At 44.6% G+C, this 20,076-nt stretch carries 19 protein-coding genes; 5 read left to right on the top strand and 14 right to left on the bottom strand.

Annotation, left to right across the window (positions count from 1 at the left end; all coding sequences use genetic code 11):
- Nucleotides 1-40: 40 nt before the first annotated feature.
- Nucleotides 41-559, bottom strand: coding sequence for a dCMP deaminase family protein (locus MHI27_RS24125; RefSeq protein ID WP_042191041.1), 519 nt, complete (start codon nucleotides 557-559; stop codon nucleotides 41-43).
- A gap of 115 nt (nucleotides 560-674) precedes the next feature.
- On the bottom strand, nucleotides 675-1,313 hold the full coding sequence (locus MHI27_RS24130; protein ID WP_405174856.1) for a helix-hairpin-helix domain-containing protein: 639 nt from the start codon (nucleotides 1,311-1,313) through the stop codon (nucleotides 675-677).
- A gap of 186 nt (nucleotides 1,314-1,499) precedes the next feature.
- Here MHI27_RS24130 and comER point away from each other — a divergent pair, with 186 nt between their 5' ends.
- Nucleotides 1,500-2,351 (top strand): late competence protein ComER, encoded by an 852-nt coding sequence (gene comER / locus MHI27_RS24135; protein ID WP_341128955.1) that lies wholly within the window; start codon nucleotides 1,500-1,502, stop codon nucleotides 2,349-2,351.
- A 59-nt stretch (nucleotides 2,352-2,410) separates the two neighbouring features.
- On the opposite strand, the gene leuS is transcribed toward comER, so the two are convergent.
- From leuS to MHI27_RS24165, 6 genes are all read right to left on the bottom strand, one after another.
- Nucleotides 2,411-4,861: a leucine--tRNA ligase gene (leuS, locus tag MHI27_RS24140; protein ID WP_405174857.1), complete on the bottom strand. Its 2,451-nt coding sequence runs from the start codon at nucleotides 4,859-4,861 to the stop codon at nucleotides 2,411-2,413.
- A 516-nt stretch (nucleotides 4,862-5,377) separates the two neighbouring features.
- A complete protein-coding gene (locus MHI27_RS24145; RefSeq protein WP_042191048.1) occupies nucleotides 5,378-6,445 on the bottom strand; it encodes an AI-2E family transporter in 1,068 nt (355 codons plus the stop codon).
- Between the two features lie 233 nt (nucleotides 6,446-6,678).
- A complete protein-coding gene (locus MHI27_RS24150; protein WP_036677557.1) occupies nucleotides 6,679-6,888 on the bottom strand; it encodes a hypothetical protein in 210 nt (69 codons plus the stop codon).
- Nucleotides 6,889-6,902: 14 nt separating this feature from the next.
- Complete coding sequence (locus MHI27_RS24155) at nucleotides 6,903-7,424, bottom strand: PRC-barrel domain-containing protein (RefSeq protein ID WP_042191050.1); 522 nt, start codon at nucleotides 7,422-7,424, stop codon at nucleotides 6,903-6,905.
- A gap of 99 nt (nucleotides 7,425-7,523) precedes the next feature.
- A complete protein-coding gene (locus tag MHI27_RS24160) occupies nucleotides 7,524-8,669 on the bottom strand; it encodes a cysteine desulfurase family protein (RefSeq protein ID WP_405174858.1) in 1,146 nt (381 codons plus the stop codon).
- Nucleotides 8,670-8,899: 230 nt separating this feature from the next.
- Nucleotides 8,900-9,349 carry a DUF523 domain-containing protein gene (locus MHI27_RS24165; protein ID WP_341129594.1) on the bottom strand — a complete coding sequence of 150 codons (450 nt, stop codon included), beginning with the start codon at nucleotides 9,347-9,349 and terminating at the stop codon, nucleotides 8,900-8,902.
- A gap of 125 nt (nucleotides 9,350-9,474) precedes the next feature.
- Here MHI27_RS24165 and MHI27_RS24170 point away from each other — a divergent pair, with 125 nt between their 5' ends.
- Nucleotides 9,475-10,149, top strand: a complete 675-nt coding sequence (locus MHI27_RS24170) for an SOS response-associated peptidase (RefSeq protein WP_405174859.1) — start codon at nucleotides 9,475-9,477, stop codon at nucleotides 10,147-10,149.
- 76 nt (nucleotides 10,150-10,225) lie between these two features.
- On the opposite strand, the gene MHI27_RS24175 is transcribed toward MHI27_RS24170, so the two are convergent.
- The 3 genes from MHI27_RS24175 to MHI27_RS24185 all read right to left on the bottom strand — a co-directional run bounded on the left by MHI27_RS24175 (nucleotide 10,226) and on the right by MHI27_RS24185 (nucleotide 13,089).
- Nucleotides 10,226-11,323 (bottom strand): glycosyltransferase family 4 protein, encoded by a 1,098-nt coding sequence (locus tag MHI27_RS24175; protein WP_405174860.1) that lies wholly within the window; start codon nucleotides 11,321-11,323, stop codon nucleotides 10,226-10,228.
- A 25-nt stretch (nucleotides 11,324-11,348) separates the two neighbouring features.
- The gene (locus tag MHI27_RS24180) at nucleotides 11,349-12,557 is read right to left on the bottom strand and encodes a glycosyltransferase family 2 protein (RefSeq protein WP_405174861.1); all 1,209 of its coding nucleotides are present in this window, start codon (nucleotides 12,555-12,557) and stop codon (nucleotides 11,349-11,351) included.
- A gap of 157 nt (nucleotides 12,558-12,714) precedes the next feature.
- Nucleotides 12,715-13,089, bottom strand: coding sequence for a hypothetical protein (locus tag MHI27_RS24185; RefSeq protein WP_042191060.1), 375 nt, complete (start codon nucleotides 13,087-13,089; stop codon nucleotides 12,715-12,717).
- A 199-nt stretch (nucleotides 13,090-13,288) separates the two neighbouring features.
- Here MHI27_RS24185 and MHI27_RS24190 point away from each other — a divergent pair, with 199 nt between their 5' ends.
- A complete protein-coding gene (locus MHI27_RS24190) occupies nucleotides 13,289-13,654 on the top strand; it encodes a hypothetical protein (protein WP_042191062.1) in 366 nt (121 codons plus the stop codon).
- A gap of 33 nt (nucleotides 13,655-13,687) precedes the next feature.
- Nucleotides 13,688-14,905, top strand: a complete 1,218-nt coding sequence (locus MHI27_RS24195; protein ID WP_076284828.1) for a sialidase family protein — start codon at nucleotides 13,688-13,690, stop codon at nucleotides 14,903-14,905.
- Between the two features lie 222 nt (nucleotides 14,906-15,127).
- Here MHI27_RS24195 and cymR read toward each other — a convergent pair whose 3' ends face one another.
- Nucleotides 15,128-15,547, bottom strand: a complete 420-nt coding sequence (gene cymR / locus MHI27_RS24200; protein ID WP_042191066.1) for a cysteine metabolism transcriptional regulator CymR — start codon at nucleotides 15,545-15,547, stop codon at nucleotides 15,128-15,130.
- A 292-nt stretch (nucleotides 15,548-15,839) separates the two neighbouring features.
- Between cymR and mnmA the strand changes: the two genes are divergently transcribed.
- Complete coding sequence (gene mnmA / locus MHI27_RS24205) at nucleotides 15,840-16,961, top strand: tRNA 2-thiouridine(34) synthase MnmA (RefSeq protein WP_179281720.1); 1,122 nt, start codon at nucleotides 15,840-15,842, stop codon at nucleotides 16,959-16,961.
- Nucleotides 16,962-17,300: 339 nt separating this feature from the next.
- On the opposite strand, the gene MHI27_RS24210 is transcribed toward mnmA, so the two are convergent.
- Both MHI27_RS24210 and MHI27_RS24215 read right to left on the bottom strand, forming a co-directional pair.
- The gene (locus MHI27_RS24210) at nucleotides 17,301-19,148 is read right to left on the bottom strand and encodes an oligopeptide ABC transporter substrate-binding protein (RefSeq protein ID WP_076284829.1); all 1,848 of its coding nucleotides are present in this window, start codon (nucleotides 19,146-19,148) and stop codon (nucleotides 17,301-17,303) included.
- Between the two features lie 19 nt (nucleotides 19,149-19,167).
- Nucleotides 19,168-20,073: an ABC transporter permease gene (locus MHI27_RS24215; RefSeq protein WP_076284830.1), complete on the bottom strand. Its 906-nt coding sequence runs from the start codon at nucleotides 20,071-20,073 to the stop codon at nucleotides 19,168-19,170.
- Nucleotides 20,074-20,076: the final 3 nt, after the last annotated feature.

The raw sequence follows: 20,076 nt of genomic DNA on the forward strand, positions 1-20,076 counted from the left end.
TCCTCAAGCCATCTTATTAAATTGGTGTTATACAGATCAGCTATTCCGATACTTTGATCATCGTTTCACTTGGCGGCTCATAGTTCTCCAATTGACGAAATATGATACCCTTGGCAGCCATCATCGCTTCAACCTTTTCCATATCCTTACGGTAAGGTCGGTAATACACGATTTCCACGATACCACTGTTCGCCAGCATATTGGCGCAGGTCCAGCAAGGCTCATCTGTCACATAGACGGTACTGCCTTCCCGATCGATTCGGTCTGTAAATAGCAAAAGATTCTGTTCCGCATGAATCGTGCGAATACAGCGCTGTTTCTTCACCATTGTCTCTACGCCATCCACGATTTCCATTTCATATTGCTCCGAGAGCATACAGCCTGCCTCTGAACAATCAGGTACGCCCATTGGTGCCCCGTTGTACGCTGTTCCTAGCAACTTCTTGCCTTGTACCAGCACAGCACCCACATGTCGGCGATTACAGCGTGAACGAGTTGAGACCATGCAGGCAATGTCCATGAAGTAAGTATCCCAGTCTTTACGATAAGCAGCAGTCATAATCAATCTCCATATCCTTCTAAATAGTTGTTAACTATTGTAGCACATCCCCGCAAGTATTCACTAGGACAACGGTTGTAGCACATTCAACAGTACCTTCAATACCCTTATATCTTCAAAATATTACTAAAGGCTTTAGCTTTTCAAGCATTTTGGGCCCGATCCCCTTCACCTTCCCCAAATCTGACAGACTACGAAAAGCCCCTTCACGGTTGCGGTATTCGATTATAGTCTGGGCCTTCTTCTCTCCGATGCCCGGAAGATCCATCAGCTCCTTAGCACCCGCAGTGTTCACATTTATTTTACCATCCTGTGAAGCGACTGACGTGGTAACTTCAAGCGCCTCCAAAGCATTCTCTCCAGTAACTGTTGTCCCTTTTTCATCTACTGGAGTCGGGACAGTATGATCTACTTGTGCAGTATCCTTCACCTTCTGAGCAGCATCAGACTTATCACTAACTTCAGCCTTTCCAGCACTATCATTTTTCCCAGAAGCATCAGTCTTCCCAGTAGCTTCGGCTCCCACTGTAACTTTCCCAGCACTTTGCTTATCTACCTTCGTCTGCTGGCCTCCCACTTTGCCCTCTGTAGCCGAAGCTTCATCTGGCTCAGCGACTCCAATCGCTTGTTCCATGCTTCCATTCAAGGTTTCCCATCCGGCAATGCCGGAATCCCCCTTGTTCCCTGCAGACCATAGCAACCCACCACCCAGTAGAGCTACAACCACTCCGAGCACTATATTCCCTTTATTCAAAATGCGCTCCCCCTCACGAAAATTCGTCCTATACTTTTTTGTGAATCTTCATACATTCCTTTAATTGGAATTCCCTTTAATAATTCATACAAAACCTGTCATTTGTCCAAGGCTATCCTGCATACATATAACGAAGAGAATTCATGTCAGTTAGTAAAAAGCAATGCTAGAAAGGAGGAACCACAGGTGAAAGTAGGATTTATCGGAACAGGCAGCATGGGCAGCCTGCTGATCGACGCCTTTCTTTCTTCCGGAGCGCTAGAACCGTGTGATGTGCTTGCCAGCAACCGCAGCATGAACAAGCTGCTGGAGCTTGAGAAGCGTCACCCCGGCATTTCCATTTGCGGAAGCAATAGGGAGACAGCGTTAGGAAGTGATATCGTTTTTTTATGCGTAAAGCCACTTGAATTTAAAACATTAACAGATGAGATCGGCTCATGTCTCCGGAGTGAGCAAATTGTCGTATCCATTACAAGTCCAGTTCAATTGCATCATCTGGAATCCGCTTTGCCGTCCAAAATTGCCAAGATCATCCCAAGCATTACGCACTGCGTCAAGAGTGGGACTTCACTGTGCATATTTGGCAGCAGGCTTAATAAAGAAGACAGGCTTGTACTGCTACAGCTATTGTCTTTCATAGGTGTTCCCTTAGAAATCCAAGAAGCACATACCCGAATCGCTTCTGATTTCTCCAGCTGTGGACCTGCGTTCTTAAGCTATTTCATTGAGCGCTGGATTGAAGCAGCCGTTGAGGCCACTGGAATTGAAGAGACATTAATCAGCCGACTCGCTGGTGAAATGCTGCTTGGAACAGGCAAATTGCTGACAGAAGGGGAGTTTACCCCGCAAGAGCTTCAAGAACGGGTCGCTGTTCGCGGTGGAATTACCGCAGAAGCGTTAAACCACTTACGTACCAGTCTAGATGGTGTATTTGAACGCCTCATCACGACAACGCATGATAAATATGATGAGGATGTTATTAAGCTTGATGAGCTATTCGGACACGACACTATTAATCAGGGTCCTAAAGAACGTTAGAACAACAAAGCCCGCAGCACGGATTTCTCCGATGCTGCGGGCAGAATTGCGTTCTTCGCTTAACCCACTACAATATTTACAAGTTTGCCAGGAACCGCAATAATCTTGCGTACGGTTTTACCTTCTACAGCTGCACTCACATTAGGAAGTGACAGCGCATGAGCTTGCATTTCTTCCTGACCCATATCCAGCGGAATCAGGGCGCGTTGTACGATTTTACCATTAACTTGAATAACGATTTCAACCTCAGCATCGACTGTCCATGCTTCATCATAAGTTGGCCAAGCCACGTAGCTGATGCTTCCTTCATGACCAAGCAGTTGCCACAGCTCTTCAGCAATATGCGGCGCCAGTGGTGACAACATTTGCACAAAGTGTTCGGCAGCTTCATGGGACAAGGTTTCTTGCTTGTAGGCATCGTTAATGAAAATCATCAACTGGCTAATCGCCGTATTGAAACGCAGATGTTCGAAATCCTCAGTGACTTTCTTAATCGTTTTGTGCCAAGTACGTTTGAACTCTTCCGTACCGCCATCTGCTGTGATTTTGGAATTGAGCTTACCTTCCTCATTCACGAACAGGCGCCATACACGGGACAAGAACCGGTGAACCCCTTCAACACCCTTTTCATTCCAAGGCTTGGTTGCTTCCAGAGGGCCCATAAACATTTCATAGACACGCAGTGTATCTGCACCGAAAGCTTCAACAATCTCATCAGGGTTGATGACATTTCCGCGTGATTTACTCATTTTTTCATTATTATTTCCAAGAATCATGCCTTGGTTAACCAGCTTATGGAAAGGCTCTTTCGTTTCCACTACGCCGATATCATAAAGCACCTTGTGCCAGAAACGTGCATAGAGCAAGTGAAGTACGGCATGCTCCGCTCCGCCAATGTACAGATCCACTGGAAGCCATGCTTTTTGCTTCTCAGGGGAGCACAGCTCTTGATCGTTTTTCGGATCAATATAACGCAGGTAGTACCAGCAGCTGCCCGCCCATTGCGGCATGGTGTTGGTCTCACGGCGAGCCTTCATACCAGTCTCAGGATCGATCGTTTCCACCCACTCTGTTACATTGGCAAGTGGAGACTCCCCAGTACCCGATGGTTTGATCGCATCTACATCAGGCAGTACCAGCGGCAGCTGATCAACCGGAACAGTCTTCATTGTACCGTCTTCCAGATGCAGAATTGGAATCGGCTCTCCCCAGTAGCGTTGACGGCTGAACAGCCAATCACGCAGACGATAGGTTACTTTACCTTTACCTACGCCCTTCTCTTCCAGCCAAGCAATCATCTTCGCAATCGCTTCTTCATTCTTAAGTCCATTCAAGAAATCAGAATTGACATGCGGTCCGTCTCCGGAATACGCCTCTTCTTCAACGTTGCCACCTTGTACGACTTCAACGATATTCAGGCCGAATTGTTTAGCAAATTCCCAGTCGCGAGTATCGTGACCTGGAACCGCCATGATCGCACCCGTTCCATATCCGGCAAGTACATAATCTGCAATCCAGATCGGTGCCTTGGCGCCATTCACAGGATTGATTGCATACGCACCCGTGAATACTCCGCTCTTCTCTTTAGCCAAATCTGTACGTTCCAGATCGCTCTTATGAGAAGCTTTCACACAATATTCTGCAATCGCTGCACGTTGTGCTTCTGTTGTAATAGCATCAACCAGTTCATGCTCTGGTGCTAATACGCAGTAGCTAGCTCCGAACAATGTATCTGGACGTGTTGTAAACACGGTCAGGCTAGCATCGTGACCTTCAATTTCAAAGTTCACTTCTGCACCTGTAGATTTGCCGATCCAGTTGCGCTGCATATCCTTGATGCTCTCAGACCAATCCAGCTCTTCCAGATCTTCAAGCAGACGCTCAGCATATTCAGTAATTCTCAGAATCCACTGACGCATCGGTTTGCGGACAACCGGATGTCCTCCGCGCTCACTTTTACCATCAATAACTTCTTCGTTGGCAAGTACTGTACCCAGTGCCTCGCACCAGTTAACAGGTACTTCTGCTACATAAGCCAAGCCTTTGTTGTACAGCTGGATGAAAATCCACTGCGTCCATTTGTAATAATCTGGATCTGTAGTGCTGATCTCGCGATCCCAGTCGTAGGAGAAACCCAGCGATTTGATCTGACGACGGAAATTATCGATGTTCTTATCTGTGAAATCACGTGGATGCTGACCTGTATCCATTGCATACTGCTCTGCAGGAAGTCCAAAAGCATCCCAGCCCATTGGGTGCAGCACGTTAAAACCACGCATCCGTTTGTAACGGGATACGATATCCGTTGCTGTGTAGCCTTCTGGATGACCTACGTGCAGTCCTGCACCTGAAGGGTACGGGAACATATCCAGTGCATAGAAATTCGGTTTGGTTGGATCTTCACCTGTCTTAAAACTTTTGTTCTCATCCCAGAACTTTTGCCACTTGGGCTCAATAGCCTGCGCCCGGTAACCGCCGGCAGGTATACTGTTTGTTTGATTGTCGCTCATTGTCTGCTCCTCCTTGGAGTATTACTACTTAGATTTCTTAACCAAGCATAAACGCCATCGGCATCCTTATAAGGACGGTGAGCGTTTATGCGAGAAATATAAGACATGAAGTATTTCGGGAAACCTATACCCTCTTATATTTACAAAAAAACCTCCCATCCCTAGCGTATTATCGCTAGGGACGAGAGGTTATAATTCCCGTGGTACCACCCTAGTTAGCGGCTGAATATACTTTATTCTGCCACTCACTTTGCACCCTTTAGCGGGGGTGAGGCGACGGCGGTTCACCTAGGACATCCATTATGTCTAGCGGATTTCCTGAAACTTGCGCCGTTACTCCGAGGTGAGTTCACTCCGTTCCGTTAACCGGCTCGCACCTTAGTGCCGGCTCTCTGCAATAACGGTATAGAATTAATACTCCTCATCATCGATCAACTATATATACCGACTGTTCATCAGTAATATTCCCCAACATTATATACAAAACTGTTGACTATAGTCAATGTTTTACCCTATTTACACGGGCTTTCGTTTGATTAAATACGTCATAAAGTGTTGAATAACGACTTTTGCAGCTGCGAAGAACGGTACAGCAAGGATAAGTCCGATCATTCCCGCCAATTCACCGCCAACCAGAAGTGCAAAAATAATGAGCAGTGGATGCAAATGCAGTTTCTTTCCCACCACCTGTGGTGAAATAATGTTACTTTCCACGATTTGGCACACTGTGTTAACCACTGCAACCAACAGCACTAAACGAAAAGAAACAGTCGAAGCCATTACAATGGCTGGTGCAGCCCCCAAAAAGGGACCCATATACGGAACAATATTGAACACTGCCACTACACTGGCAAACAGTAAAGCATACGGCATTCCGATGATGGCATAACCGATATAAGCAAGCACACCTATAATAATGCAGACCAGAAACTGTCCACGAATGTAGTTGCCGAGTGCATCATCGATATCTTTTAACAAAGTTACAATAGACTTGCGGCGTGCGCGGGGCAGACAAGACACCACCGTCCGCTCAAACACATCAAAATCCTTCAGAATATAGAACACTAGAAACGGTACGATAAAAGCATTGAACAGCACATTAATCGTTGTCCCTATATTATCGAGAAAATTAGAAATCCCTTCGGCGAGACGACTTTCCAATTGGAAAAACCAGTTGTTCATCCCCATCTCGACCCCGGGCGGGATTAGTCTAGAATTCATATGTCGCATCAGCCCTTGGGCTTGCAGCGTCATCTCTGGCAAATGTTCATTCAACTCTTCAAGCTGCTCGATAAACATCGGGATAAGGTTAATTGCAATCACTGCAATCGCCGTTAGGAATACTGCATATATTAGTAGAACAGCTACACTACGCGGCATCTTCCGTCCGGCCAGCATACTAACGACGGGATTCAGCACGTAGGAAATAATCATAGCTGCCAGAAATGGAGCGAGGATTGCCTTCAAAAATACAAATATCCCCTGCAGCATTGGACGAAGCAACCAAACGAAATACAAAATGATCAGGGAGAGCAGCACTCCGATCATCCAGCGGAACCACTTACTTTGGGACCATTGCTCCATGAGTGTACCCTCCTGCGACTGTAGCCTGGACTAGCTTCGTAAATAAGTATATGTATGGCCGCAGCAAAATAACCATCAAGCACACAAAATAACCCCACAAAGTGAGGCCTTTGCTTCGATGCTTTGCGGGGAACCCAAAAAAAGCGCCAATAACCCTGCAGCTGATTTCAACTGAAAGGAGATTGACGCTTTAAGTACATAGATCATTCTTGCTTACAAAGCAAGATTCATAGTTAAGACGACGCATGAATTTGCGGGAAATCCTGAGTCATATCATCCCCGGAGAACAGATCGTCCAGCGAGCTGAGTGTGCCATCTTCTTCAACTTGATACACCGACATTTTCTCGCCGTTTACCGTCAATTCAATGAAACAGCCCCAGCAATAGAACTGGTGGGAACCAATCTTTCCGATATCTTTGGAGTTACAGTTTGGACACTTCATATAATACATTCCACCTATCCGTTAACAATATTAATGGCTTTTTGTAGCCGTTCTTCGCTCATTGCAGGAACCATTAGAGCATTCTCACCAATGGACATCTCATCAGAACAAGGCAGCCATTTGCGGCCTTCGATCAAATCAGTCACAAGCCCGTCACTGATTTCCAGCGCTCCTATTGTGTTTCCCAACTTTTGGTCAAAATAAACATCCGATATTCGTCCAAGTATAGTTCCAGTTGTAGTCAGTACTTTCAAATCCTTAAGTTTGTTCTTTCCTAATAGAAAAGTACAAGGTATATGATCGGCATCTGTCTTATCAATCGACTCTTTACTACGAATCATGACAGCATCCTCGCCGTAGGCCACAATATCTTTCCATGCCACAAATTTCACATGGCCACCAAAAAAAGATTTGCTTTCCAGTTCAATACCCGTAATATTCCAGTTTGAATCGAGTAGAATATCGACAATCTTGCCGATTTCATTCCCCTCTTCAACTTCAAATACAGCCAAGCCGATCAGATCTTGTAGTCTCATGGCTGCCTCGGTCCCCTCACTTTGAGTGTACTTACGAGTTCTCAGAAAGCCAAAAGCCCGAATCGTCCCGATACAGATCGAAACCTAGAGTAACTAGTCTCATTTACGTAGGCGATTCAAAATGGTTTCAACTTTTCGAGCAACGTACTCGATTTCTTCAGTAGTATTACCCAAACCGATACTAAATCGAATCGCAGACTCTAAAATATTTTGGGGAAGTCCCATTGCTTTCAGAACATGAGATATTTCCAGGGATCCTGAGGTGCAAGCCGAACCACTTGCTGCCGCAATCCCCTCCATATCCAGGTTCATCAGCATAACATCTGTCCCAGCCCCTGGGAAGCTCAAATTCAGAATACTAGGCAAAAACTCCTCGGTATTACCGTTAAGCGAGTAACGCTCCCGTCCAATCAGAGTATCCAGCTCCTCGAGCAGTCTACTGCGTAGGAGCTTCATATTCTGTTGACGTTCTGACAGACCCTTAACCGCTATTTCAACGGCTTTGGCAAACCCAGCTGCTCCGGCAAGATTCTCTGTTCCGGCACGTCTGCCGCGCTCCTGGAGGCCGCCATGAAGTCTTGGATGCAGTGGCGCTCCGCTTCGAACGTATAAACCACCGATCCCTTGAGGCCCATTGATCTTATGAGCAGTAAAGCTCATGTAATCTACTGGAAGCTCTCGGAGTGTAATAGGGAGTGCACCTAGAGCTTGTACAGCATCTACATGGAACAGAATTCCCCGTTCTCTAGCAAGCTGACCAATCTCCTGGATAGGCTGAACGGTGCCGACTTCATTATTGGCATACATTACGCTGATCAACACCGTGTCTTCCTGCAATGCAGCCTCTACGTCTGTAACAGATACCCTGCCCGTCGAATCCACAGGGAGATAGGTAACTTTGAAGCCTTCCTTCTCTAGCTCTTCGCAGGTATGTAACACTGCATGATGCTCGATCTGGGTGGTGATAATATGTTTTCCTTTATGGGAAACTGCAGCTGCTGCTCCATAGAGCGCTAAATTGTCGCTCTCGGTGCCGCCTCCAGTGAACACCCACTCGTCAGGTAAACAGCCCAAAAAGGCGGCGATATTATCGCGCGCCCCGTTCAATATTCTTTTAGCTGAACGCCCGAACTGATGTACACTCGATGCATTTCCATATTGTTCTGTCATTATATTCAGCATGACCTTAGCCACCTCGGGATGAACCGGGGTTGATGCGGCGTGGTCCAAATAGATGGATTTCATATTCATTTCTCCGCTTCTAGAGTATAGGAAACTAGTTCTTCTAAAAATATAAGAAGGTATAAATTTCACATTATACATTATCCTTATATTTCTCGCTTAAACGCTAACCGTCCTAAAAAGGACGCCGAAGGCGTTTATACTTGGAACTATTAAATTATACCGCGCGAGAAGTGAGTTTTCCACAAGCGAAAGAACACAATATTGTAATCATTTCCCTATGAAAGCTAGGATTATAGTAGCCAGTTCTCTTCAGAGGTTACCTCAATGCCATTTTTTCTAAGTAAAGCTGTAGTAACGCCATTTCCGGCTATTTTCTTCCCTTTGAATTCCCCATTATAAATCATACTGCTGCCGCAAGAAGGACTGTTTTCTTTAAGCACTACCATCGTAGCTGATACCTCTTGGGCTTTTGCAAGCGTAATATAAGCACCCTCTAAATACATATCTGTAACATCTGTACCTGATCGATCCACTACTTTAGCCGTCCCTGCCAGCACATCCTCGCCATTCCCACCAATGATTTCGGCTGGTTCTCTAGGCGTTGAGAATCCTCCCAGCAACTCTGGACACACAGCAATCGCTTGATTCTCATTCAAAAGCTTCTGAATTTTCTCATCCAAACAATCCGTACCATTATATCTCACCTTCATGCCAGCTAGACAAGAGCTTACCAAAATCACCAATGAGCACCTCTTTCTTCATTCATTCCGCTTCGTTTATAATAAGAAATATTCCGAGCATAACATGATGAAATTAAGCTGTAAACGGAGTGAACTTCTAATCTACTGACTAGGGAGTGTAAATAATGTGCGGACGCTATACAATAACCGTCACTATGGAAGAGTTGATGGTCAGATATTTTGCGAATGATTCAACCATTATCCACTATGCCCCTAAATATAACGCCGCGCCCATGCAGCAAATTCCGGCAGTCATTCATACAGGTTCCAGCAATAAGCTTGGGGAACTGCGTTGGGGCCTGGTTCCTTCATGGGCAAAGGATGACAAAATCGGCAGTAAAATGATCAATGCCCGGGCAGAATCGCTGCTGGAGAAACCTTCTTTCAAGCGCTTAGTAAGCTCACGCCGCTGCATCATCCCATCTGACGGCTTCTACGAATGGAAGGTGCAGGGCAGCAGCAAACAACCCATGCGGATCGTGATGCGCGATGGAGGTATTTTCTCTATGGCCGGATTATATGATATTTGGATGGACCCTGAGGGTAATAAACTAAGTACCTGCACGATTATAACGACTACTCCGAACGAGCTTATGGCTGAAATCCATAATCGCATGCCGGTTATTTTGAAGCCTGAGGATGAGACAGAATGGCTGGATCGGGGCAATCAGGACACTACCTCTCTAATAAAGCTCCTGAAACCGTATGATCAACAACTAATGCGAGCCTATCCAGTTTCCATGGCTGTCGGAAATGTTAGGAATGATGCAAAGGAATTAATTGAAGAGGCACAGAAATAGAAGGATAATTTATAACGTAAACATATAAATTCCTATATTTAAAAAAACATCTTAACCCTGCGGCATAACCGCAGAGTTAAGACCATCGACGCTCGATCTTAGACCGGCGTCTCATCAATTGATGAGACATCTGGAGAAATCTATCCGCATACAGCCCGGAGGAAAGATTGTTTCGGATATGCCATTCGCCATTCATCCTAATTCTGTCCCGCAGTGCTGGATCATGCATTAAAGATAAAGCAGCATTCACAGCTTCATCCAGCTGCCCTCTTGTGTATATTTTTCCAGTATGATTATTAATGACAAGTCTCCGAATGCCATCCGAATCCGTAGTAAGAACAGGACAACGACACAACATTGCCTCGGCTACGGCGTACCCAAACCCCTCGAGAATAGAGGTGGAACAGAGCAGTCCTCCCGAGTCACCAATAATGCTCATATAATCTGCCATTTGCCCGTGAGGAACATTGGAATGCGAAATCAAACGTGAGGAAATCCCTGTCTCGGCTACAAATTGTTCGAAGCTCTCTTTTTGCTCCGGCTCAAACAAAGTATCGTCCTGAAAAATCCATAAATAAAGCTCGGGATGGATCGCCAGCAGCCGTTGTCCGATTTGTAGAAATTCTCTCCAGTTCTTATTCGTTTGAATTCGTCCCACCCAGCCGAGGATGGGAAAGCTTTTTGCGGGATAATTGGTATATCCAAACTGATCGCAATCGATCGGATTGTCAAAGCAATATTGAGGAATAGATGGAAATCCACCTTTAAAAAGCGTCTGCAAATGAGTGGTTTCTGGATAGAGCAGTGCATCGGTTAGCTTGTGAATCCGCTCATTAAAATTACTAATAACTTGCTCCGCTTCATCTAAGGTCCCCAATCCCTGTACCTCAAAAACAAGCGGCCCCTTGTAACCAAACCCTCTGAACCTCTCCGCTAAGTAAATATCCGTACACACTACAATCAAGTCAAAAGCTTCCCGAGTGATCAGTCCCCTGATCTCGTCATCATTATTGGTAATATAGGTTTGAATATTAGGGATATTTTGCTGCCCTTTTCCAGGGTGTGTGTACAACAAATGACACTCTACACCGCGATCATATAATGCTTGGCAGCGCACTCGGTTCAGGGTCTGCATGCCACCGCTCGGGTTGAAAAAGGTGAACAAAATCTTCATTACGATCACTCATTCACATATTATTTTAGGAAAAATAGATCTTCAACAAATCATACAAGTCTGTGCTTCGAAACAGCTCATTATAGTAGTGATTTTTAGTCGATGGGACATGTCTATGCCGGAATCCAATCAAGCTATGATCATCTGTATAATAATTGGAGATCGTGTCTCCACCGGTAGTAATCAAAGCCTCCAGCATGTATTCAATATCGAGTGCTCCAATGAAAATCTTGGGACCTAAAACTATCGTGTAGGGAGTGGACAAGTGCTCTAGCGCTCCACAAATCGCGTGCGACTCCACAACTCCTGGCATGTAAACAAACTCTGTTGCAGGATGAGGGATTGAACCTATTAGAACAGATGGTTGACCCGTAAGTGATAAATCCAGCACCCGACACTCATAATTGCTATACGTCTGTTCATACAAATTCTCTATCCTCGCTATTTCCTCCGCACCAGCATTTACTACAGGATATAAAACGGTAATCATAGGACGAATCCCTCTACGGAATCGCGCCTGATGGCGGGTCAAGTGGTACGTATATCTCCATCTCCGATGATTTTCAGTGGAATGTAACTGTGCAGATACACTAAAGGTAGAGTCCACACGATAATTCACCAGCTCCACGGGGATAAAGCGAATATCACAATGTTCAGCAAGTCTCAGCCAGTAATCATAATCCTCCACCGGCTCCATTCCGTACCCCCCAACAAGCTTCGCAACCTGCGATTTGTACATGAAAGAAACACCAATAAGCGAGTAATCCAGCAATCTCTCTTTGGGCTGTGACTGGTAATTTCGCTGAGTAGCTAGCTGATGCTCGTTATGAAGTAGGTTTCCCTCGTTATCTATACTTTGAAAAGAACTGTACACGATTCCTAGCTCCTGCGGCCCCTTCACTAGTGCCCCTCGAAGGATTTCGAGAAAACGGGGTTCATAAACATTATCGCTGGAGACCCAGCTCAAATACTGAATACTGGGTTCGCTAAATAAAAGATCAAAGCCCGTATTCAGCGCATGTGCAATACCCCTGTTCTGTACATAAGAGATAATAGTTACCCTTGAATCCTCGGCAATTATTGATCTCACAAGCGGTTCCATATCTGGCGCACCATCAATTACAATGATCAGTCGAAATTCGGTGAAGGTTTGGCGCAGAACAGACTCCAGAGCTTGCCGGAGGAATTCCGGTTTTTGGGTATACAAAGGCATAACTACTCCTACATCCGCCATGATTTTTACCTCTCTCTACATTGGAGTATAAAATTAGTATATTTAAATTCCACCTTTGTGCCTGTGTGAATGCCTCTAAGAGGATTTATTGCGCCTAAAAAAGAAGCAACCACCCAATTCTCATCGGTGGTTGCTTCTTGATTTCCCCAAAATACTGTTATACAGGTAAAGAAAGTGCGGTAATCTCCGTTAATTCAGATTGAAGCACTCTCTGTTCTGTAACAAGATTTCCGAACTCATCCAATCCGTACATGGAGCACACCACATTAGCCAATGGATAAGGACTACTTACCTGAACCTCGTAAGCGACATTCCCTGCAATGAAGAACTCTCTGACATCAGAACTCATTGCTGGAACATAATAACCTGTGACATACAGTGGTGTTAGTGCAAGCGTTGAATATGGAACGCCGAAAACTTCGACGATCATCATTGCACTCGCGTTACTTGTGTTGCGAACGCTGACCACTACATTACTTGCTGCAGTACCAGTAGCTCTCGTATTAGTAATAAGACCTGTTGTAAAAGCCATTTCCATCACTCCTCCCCTCATTTTCTATCAATTTATTCAGGATTAATTTGTAAGTTGCGAGGCAAGAGGAAGGGGAGATTCATGGAATAATAGCATACCTCTCATATTTCCAATTTCCGCGATTTTTCTGATTCCCTTGTCCAAACACAATGAATCTCAATTCATATATATATAGCAAACTAATAAAGAGGTGAAGCTCATGGCAACAACAACAGGCATCATTACGAACACAGGTACTACCCCAGCATCCAACGTGGTCATTAATATCGATAATGACAACCTTAGTTTTTCATCTAACGTAGTCTATCACGTTTACGTATGGAATACCTTGGTTAGTAAAGGTTTAGTCTACTCCAACTCATTAAATGTTAATGCGAACACCAGCCAGTTTCTCAGTTTTAATATCGCAGGCAATTCAGCTTATGAAGTCCAATTTCTCGTAACTGGAAACGCACCGGCAGACACGATTATCACGGTGTTCGGAACGGATTCGTCAGGAAACGTCATCCCCCATCAAAGAGTGCTGCAATCCGAACTTACTTTCATAGCTCAGCTGAACCCGTAAGTAACGAAAACTCTATGACGAAAGGAGCTTAGCATGGCTAATATTCAAATTTCGCCGAGCGCAAGCGTTCAGTTTGAGCCCACTATCGCGGTAAATTGGCTTAATCCTTCAGTTATGGTTGCCGTAGCTGTTGATCTTCGATCAGGCCCTCCTAACATAGGTTTATACAAATCTATTGACGCAGGTGCCACTTGGACAACAACGTTATTGCCGTTACCGACAGGATTTGCAGGCATCGAAGCACCACATATTGATTATATTTTTCCGACCACTTTCGTAGTATTAGCCCACGCCTTCGATTCAGACGGTCTCAGCGGGTCGATCGTATCCTATACATCTGCCGACAATGCTTCTTCATTCGGACCGCCAGTCATCGTGAATCAAGGGTTTGGGCAGTTTGTAAATGATGATCAGGTGGTCGTTGTCACCGACAAAGCTGGATCAAGTCCTTTTTTTGGAAATGTATATACTGGTTATACGCATGATTACAACACACAATTCATACCGGGAAATACGATATTCTTCAATCGTTCCCTAGATAACGGTAATACCTATTCCAGCCCCTCCCTGCTGTCTTCGGTCGAAGAATTCGAAGAATTCCCCGGTATAGCGATTACATTAAATGGGATTGTTATCGTGGGATGGATCAATCAGCCTCCCGGTAATACTGATCTTAAAATTCGCACATCCTCAGACGGTGGGGTCACTTTTACTCCTGAAACCATGGTCGCCAGCGTTGTAGTCCCACCAGATCCATTGCCGGGATATACATTTAGATGTCTGACATACCCTTCCCTCGCAGCAGATATTTCTAATGCACCGACGACGCGAGGTAATGTCTATGCTGTATGGCAAGATTTTCGAGAAGGTTATTCCGATATTTTTCTTGCCACTTCCACCAATTTCGGTGTAGATTGGGGGGCACCAATATCCATTACAGGTAGTCCGGTGGGCTCCCAAAACTTTTTCCCAGCCATCACCGTATCCCCTGCGGATGGTGCAATATTCGTTACCTATTACACTAATCGAGTCAATCCCCTCAACCTTGATGTTTATCTAGCTACATCTAGAGATGGGGGGATGACGTTTACAAACACCCGTATAACGACAACTTCCTTTGACGTCACCGGTATTCCCCTAATTGGGGACTACATCGGCAATGCCATTGTCCCCCAAACAGGCCGTCTAGTGAGCGTATGGACGGACACGCGGACCGGTACAGAGAACATCTGGTTTGGTGATAATCAATAAGCTATTAATAAACTTCTGATGATTAATTAAAAGGATGCCGAGCGAATATAGGGCATCCTTTTTTTGCGTAGCGAGAGTAACCTGGACCTTTCTCCCGGTAATCGAGAAGACAAGCTTCATTGATTACTCTGAATGTGATTTTCCCATTAAAAAAGCCCCCAAAAAGGGGGCTTAAACATCGATAATGCTATAACTTTAAGTTTTTTATTCCAAATACATTAACTATATGTAGAACATATAGTTGTCCGCCAAGCTCTCTTCTTTATAATTAATCAAGTCATGAAGAGTCGTGGAATCTAGTACGTCGGCGATGCTATCGCGAATACGCAGCCATAAATCGCGTTTTGCTGCATCATCTTCTTCAGTAAAATCTACTGGAGAAATTGGGCCCTCTAGCACACGAATGATGTCACCCGCTGTGATAGCACTAGCCTCACGTGATAAAATGTATCCACCGTATGCACCACGAATACTTTTTACAAGTCCTGCGTTACGCAGAGGAGCAATTAGCTGCTCCAGATAGTGTTCAGAAAGTCCATTTTTCTCAGCGATGCTCTTAAGTGAGGTCGGTCCTTCACCAAATTTCAGTGCAAGCTCCATCATAATTGTCAGTCCGTAACGTCCTTTGGTTGATATTTTCAAAGGGGCACCTCTTTCGGTTTAGTGTCTAGTTATTGTATACTATTGATTCGGTAAGTCATGCGTTTGTCATATCAAGGTATTCCGATGATTACTCTTAGTTTATGTTATCATATTCGAAGTCACAAATGAAATGGCAAACGAAACATTTTGCAAGAATGTTCACCCCTGGTGGACATTTTTCTATTCTCAGCCTCTTATTTAAGGCTTTACAGTAGACAGGTATGTTATAATACATTTTGAGCCGGGTGTTCCATGAATGACCGGTATTTTGGGTACAGAAATGGTGATTACGATGACAAAAGCAAAACAAGACACCCGTGTCGTCGTCGGCATGTCCGGAGGGGTCGATTCCTCCGTCACGGCGCTTCTGCTCAAGCAGCAGGGCTATGACGTCATCGGCATCTTCATGAAAAATTGGGACGATACCGACGAATTCGGAGTATGTACGGCCGAAAGCGATGCAGAGGATGTTCGCCGCGTATGCGAGCAGATTGATATTCCTTACTATACCGTTAATTTCGAGAAGGAATACTTCGACAAAGTATTTTCTTATTTCCTCGATGAATATAAGGCCGGCCGGACGCCGAATCCAGACGTCATGTGCAACCGAGAGATCAAGTTCGGAGAGTTCCTGAACAAAGCCCTTCAGCTTGGCGCCGATTATGTAGCGACTGGACATTATGCACGAGTTATAGAAGAAGATGGTGTGTACAAGCTACTCCGCGGTGTAGACAACAATAAAGACCAGACCTATTTCTTGAATGCGCTGGGACAGTATCAACTCTCTAAAGCAATGTTCCCGATTGGTCATCTTCCGAAACCGGAAGTTCGGAGAATTGCCGAAGAAGCTGGACTCTATACTGCCAAGAAAAAAGATAGCACAGGCGTTTGCTTCATCGGTGAGCGTAACTTCCGTGAATTCCTCAGCCAGTATCTTCCAGCACAATCGGGTGATATGGTAGATATAACAACTGGAGAAATCAAAGGCCGCCACGATGGACTTATGTACTATACATTGGGTCAACGCCAAGGCCTTGGCATTGGTGGCTCCGGTAACGGCGAACCTTGGTTTGTAGCCGAAAAAGACCTTAGCCGCAACATTCTTTATGTAGTCCAAGGAGACAAGCACCACAGCCTGTACTCCACTAGTCTGATTGCCTCCGGTGTAAACTGGATTAACGGGCAAGAGCTAGGTCTTGAGCCGCTAAAATGCACCGCCAAATTCCGCTATCGCCAGCCGGATCAGGGCGTGACCCTTACAGCACGGGAAGACGGAACGATAAACGTAGACTTTGATGTTCCACAAAAAGCGATAACACCTGGCCAAGCCGTTGTCTTCTATCTCGGTGAGCAATGTCTCGGTGGCGGAACGATAGAATATGCCGAGAAGGTTGTTCCTTCAGCGCAAGCTTAAGTGTATTCTATAACTTACAACATTAACTCTAATATACGAAAACACAAGAAATAGCTGTATTTTATACAGCTATTTCTTGTGTTCAGAATCCCTTTTCGATTTAGTTGTAGTATGTACAGTTAAAATCACCCGATAACCCTTATTTATCTTCACATCCGGAAAATAGATGTATGAAGTACAATTATATTACATTCTTAGCTCTAAAATTTAGGTTTTAGTTGCATGAAATACAACTAACCACTTTGAAGCGAATAATAACCAAATGAGCGATTCAAATAGAATCAAACAAATAGCAGTTCAGGAAACTCTCCCTGAACTGCTGTTCTGTGTTGTTTCTATTTACTGAGCTACTGCAGCTTTATCCGCAGAAACTGCAATGTCATTATAGTAAAGTCCAGTTCCATCACCAATTCCATAATTCAGTATACGGTTGTTGACCGGAACTAGGGCCGCACGATAAAGCGTAGGGAATACAGGAATCTCGTTAACCATAAACTGTTGCCATTCTTTATAGATCTCTTTACGTTTATTTACATCGAATGCATCCTCGGAGACTCCTTCGGTGAGCAAACGATCATTCTCTGCACTCGAGTAACGCGGGAAGTTAAAGATCGCGTCTTTACCATAAAGACCTGTTGGGTCAACATCAATCCCTACAGTCCAAGCACCTTGGTAAACATCCACAGAAGGATCATCCTCACCATTTTGTCCAACACGATCATAGAACGTATTAAATTCTACCATCTCCAAATTCACATTCAGACCAATCGCTTTCCAGGATTGTACATAATATTGAGCCAATGGTTCTGCAATGTCCGATCCTGTCATCGAGATGAAATTAATCTTCAGCTCACTGCCATCCGGATTCGTTCTAAATTCACCGTTAAGTTTGTAACCAGCGTCATCCAAGATCTTCTTAGCAGCTTCTGGATCATAAGGTACACCTGGATTAGAAGCATCATGGAATTCCGGATGGGAAGGTGGAATTAAAGTTGTTGCATTCCAGCGAAGACCACTATAGAATTTCTTACCCACTGTATCATTGTCTACAGCAGCCCACATGGCTTTACGCAGGTTCACATCCGCCATTTTAGCTTTAGGATCGGTAGCAACGACTTTTTTCTCCGCATCCCATTTACCTAGCTTAAATCCAATATACGTATATGCACGGTCAACAGCACCGAGATACTCGACATTTGACATTTTTGCATTATCTGGGAATTGATCGATAGGGAAGGCATCCACCAAGTCAACTCCACCAGACTTCAGTTCTTGCACAACAGTCGTAGGGTTGATTACCTTCAAAATTACTTTATCCAATTTAGGTGCGCCGCGCCAGTAATCTTCATTCTTAACGAATACTACAGACTCACCAGGAACGATACTTTCCACTTTAAAAGCTCCGAAGCCAATTGGCTTTTGACGAACTTCAGGGGATGAGGAGATTTTGGCAACATCCATGCCACCAAAGATATGTTTAGCTAATGGATAAATCCATATGCCACCCGTTAACAGGGAAGGGGAAGATTTAAGATAAGTAATTTGCAGCTTCTTCTCACCCAGAACTTTAATACCAGAAATGGTCTTTGCTTTTCCGGAGTGGTATTCTTCCATACCTTCAATATTCGTAAAGTCAGAGCCGTAACGTGGACCATCATATTTCGGATTACCAATAACCTCATGCGCGAACAGCCAATCTTCTGCTGTCACTGGCTTTCCATCCTGCCAGTTCACATTGTCGCGAATCGTAAAGGTAAAGGTCCGTCCATCTTCTGCTACTTCATAAGTTGCTGCACCATCATTCGTGTACACATAGTCTTTGTCCCAAGTTAACAAGCCTTCATCGAACCAATTCAGCACTTCAGAATCTGGAGCTCCAGAATAGAAGTTCAAGTTCAAGGTACCTTCAAACGGACTGTCGGAAACGAGTCCAAAAGTAATTGTTCCGCCATCAATAGCTTCACCTTGATTAGTCTTAATGTTACTGAAATCCTTAATGTTATAAAGTCCGTCTTCTGCTTCAGGTGCTGCCGTCGCTTCTGCGGTTTCCGCAGGAGCACTGGCACTTGGTGCTGCTGTTGACTCAGCCGCTCCGTTGTTGTTCTTGGAGCCGCAAGCCGCAAGAGCGAACAACATTACTAACATTAATGAAACTAGTAAAGCTTTTGAACGAATGGCTTTTCTCATTTAATCATTTCCTCCCTTATTATCCTTTTCTTTGTCTTGCGTCGGTCGCACGTTTGAGCGCTTGACCCACATTATTTATACTCAACATCAGTACCAAGATCAGCAGTGATGCGGGTAACCAGATCCACCATCTGAACTCAAGCGTTTGCGGATTTCTCGCATAGCTTACAAGAGTACCCAGACTGGGTGTACTTTCTGGAAAACCAAAACCTAGAAAGGATAGGCCTGATTCCAATCCAATATTAGCTGCCAAATTTAAAGTCATCGTGACGATAATGATTGAGCTTAAGTTCGGCAGCACTTGTGTGAACATTATTTTCAGATTGGAGGAACCAAGGGTCTTAGATGCCTGAACGTAATCCAGTTCCTTCTCTTGTAACGTCTTGGAACGAATTAACCTGGCAATCCCCATCCATAGAAAGGCAGTCATGATAAAGGAGAAGGTTAACGTATTGTATTTAGGAACTGCACTCACAAAAGCTATAACAATCATTATAAAAGGCAAAATCATGAAGAAATCTACAACACGCATCGAAATATTATCTATCGTTCCACCAAAGTAACCTGAGATCAAACCTACTAGAATACCGATGACTCCCGTAAAAAAAGTAACCATAAAAGCAATCGACATGGAATTTCGCGTGCCTATAATTAATTGACCGAATACATCCCGTCCTCCATAATCGGTCCCCAGCCAGTGTACAGCCGAAGGCTTCTCATACAGGGCGAACAAGTCAACCGTAACAATTTCTTTTTGATCTAAAAATAAGGAAATCCCATAAACAGCGGCGATAATCGCAAATAGGAAAACCAGTGAGACCAAAGCCAATTTATCCCGGATAATCTCTCGCCAAACAATTCTGAAGCCTGATGGACTTTTATCTGTTTCCTGCAGCAGAGCTATCTCTGCGCTTGTCTTTGCCATTTC

Source organism: Paenibacillus sp. FSL H8-0261 (assembly GCF_045040645.1).
In the GTDB taxonomy this organism is placed as follows: domain Bacteria; phylum Bacillota; class Bacilli; order Paenibacillales; family Paenibacillaceae; genus Paenibacillus_AQ.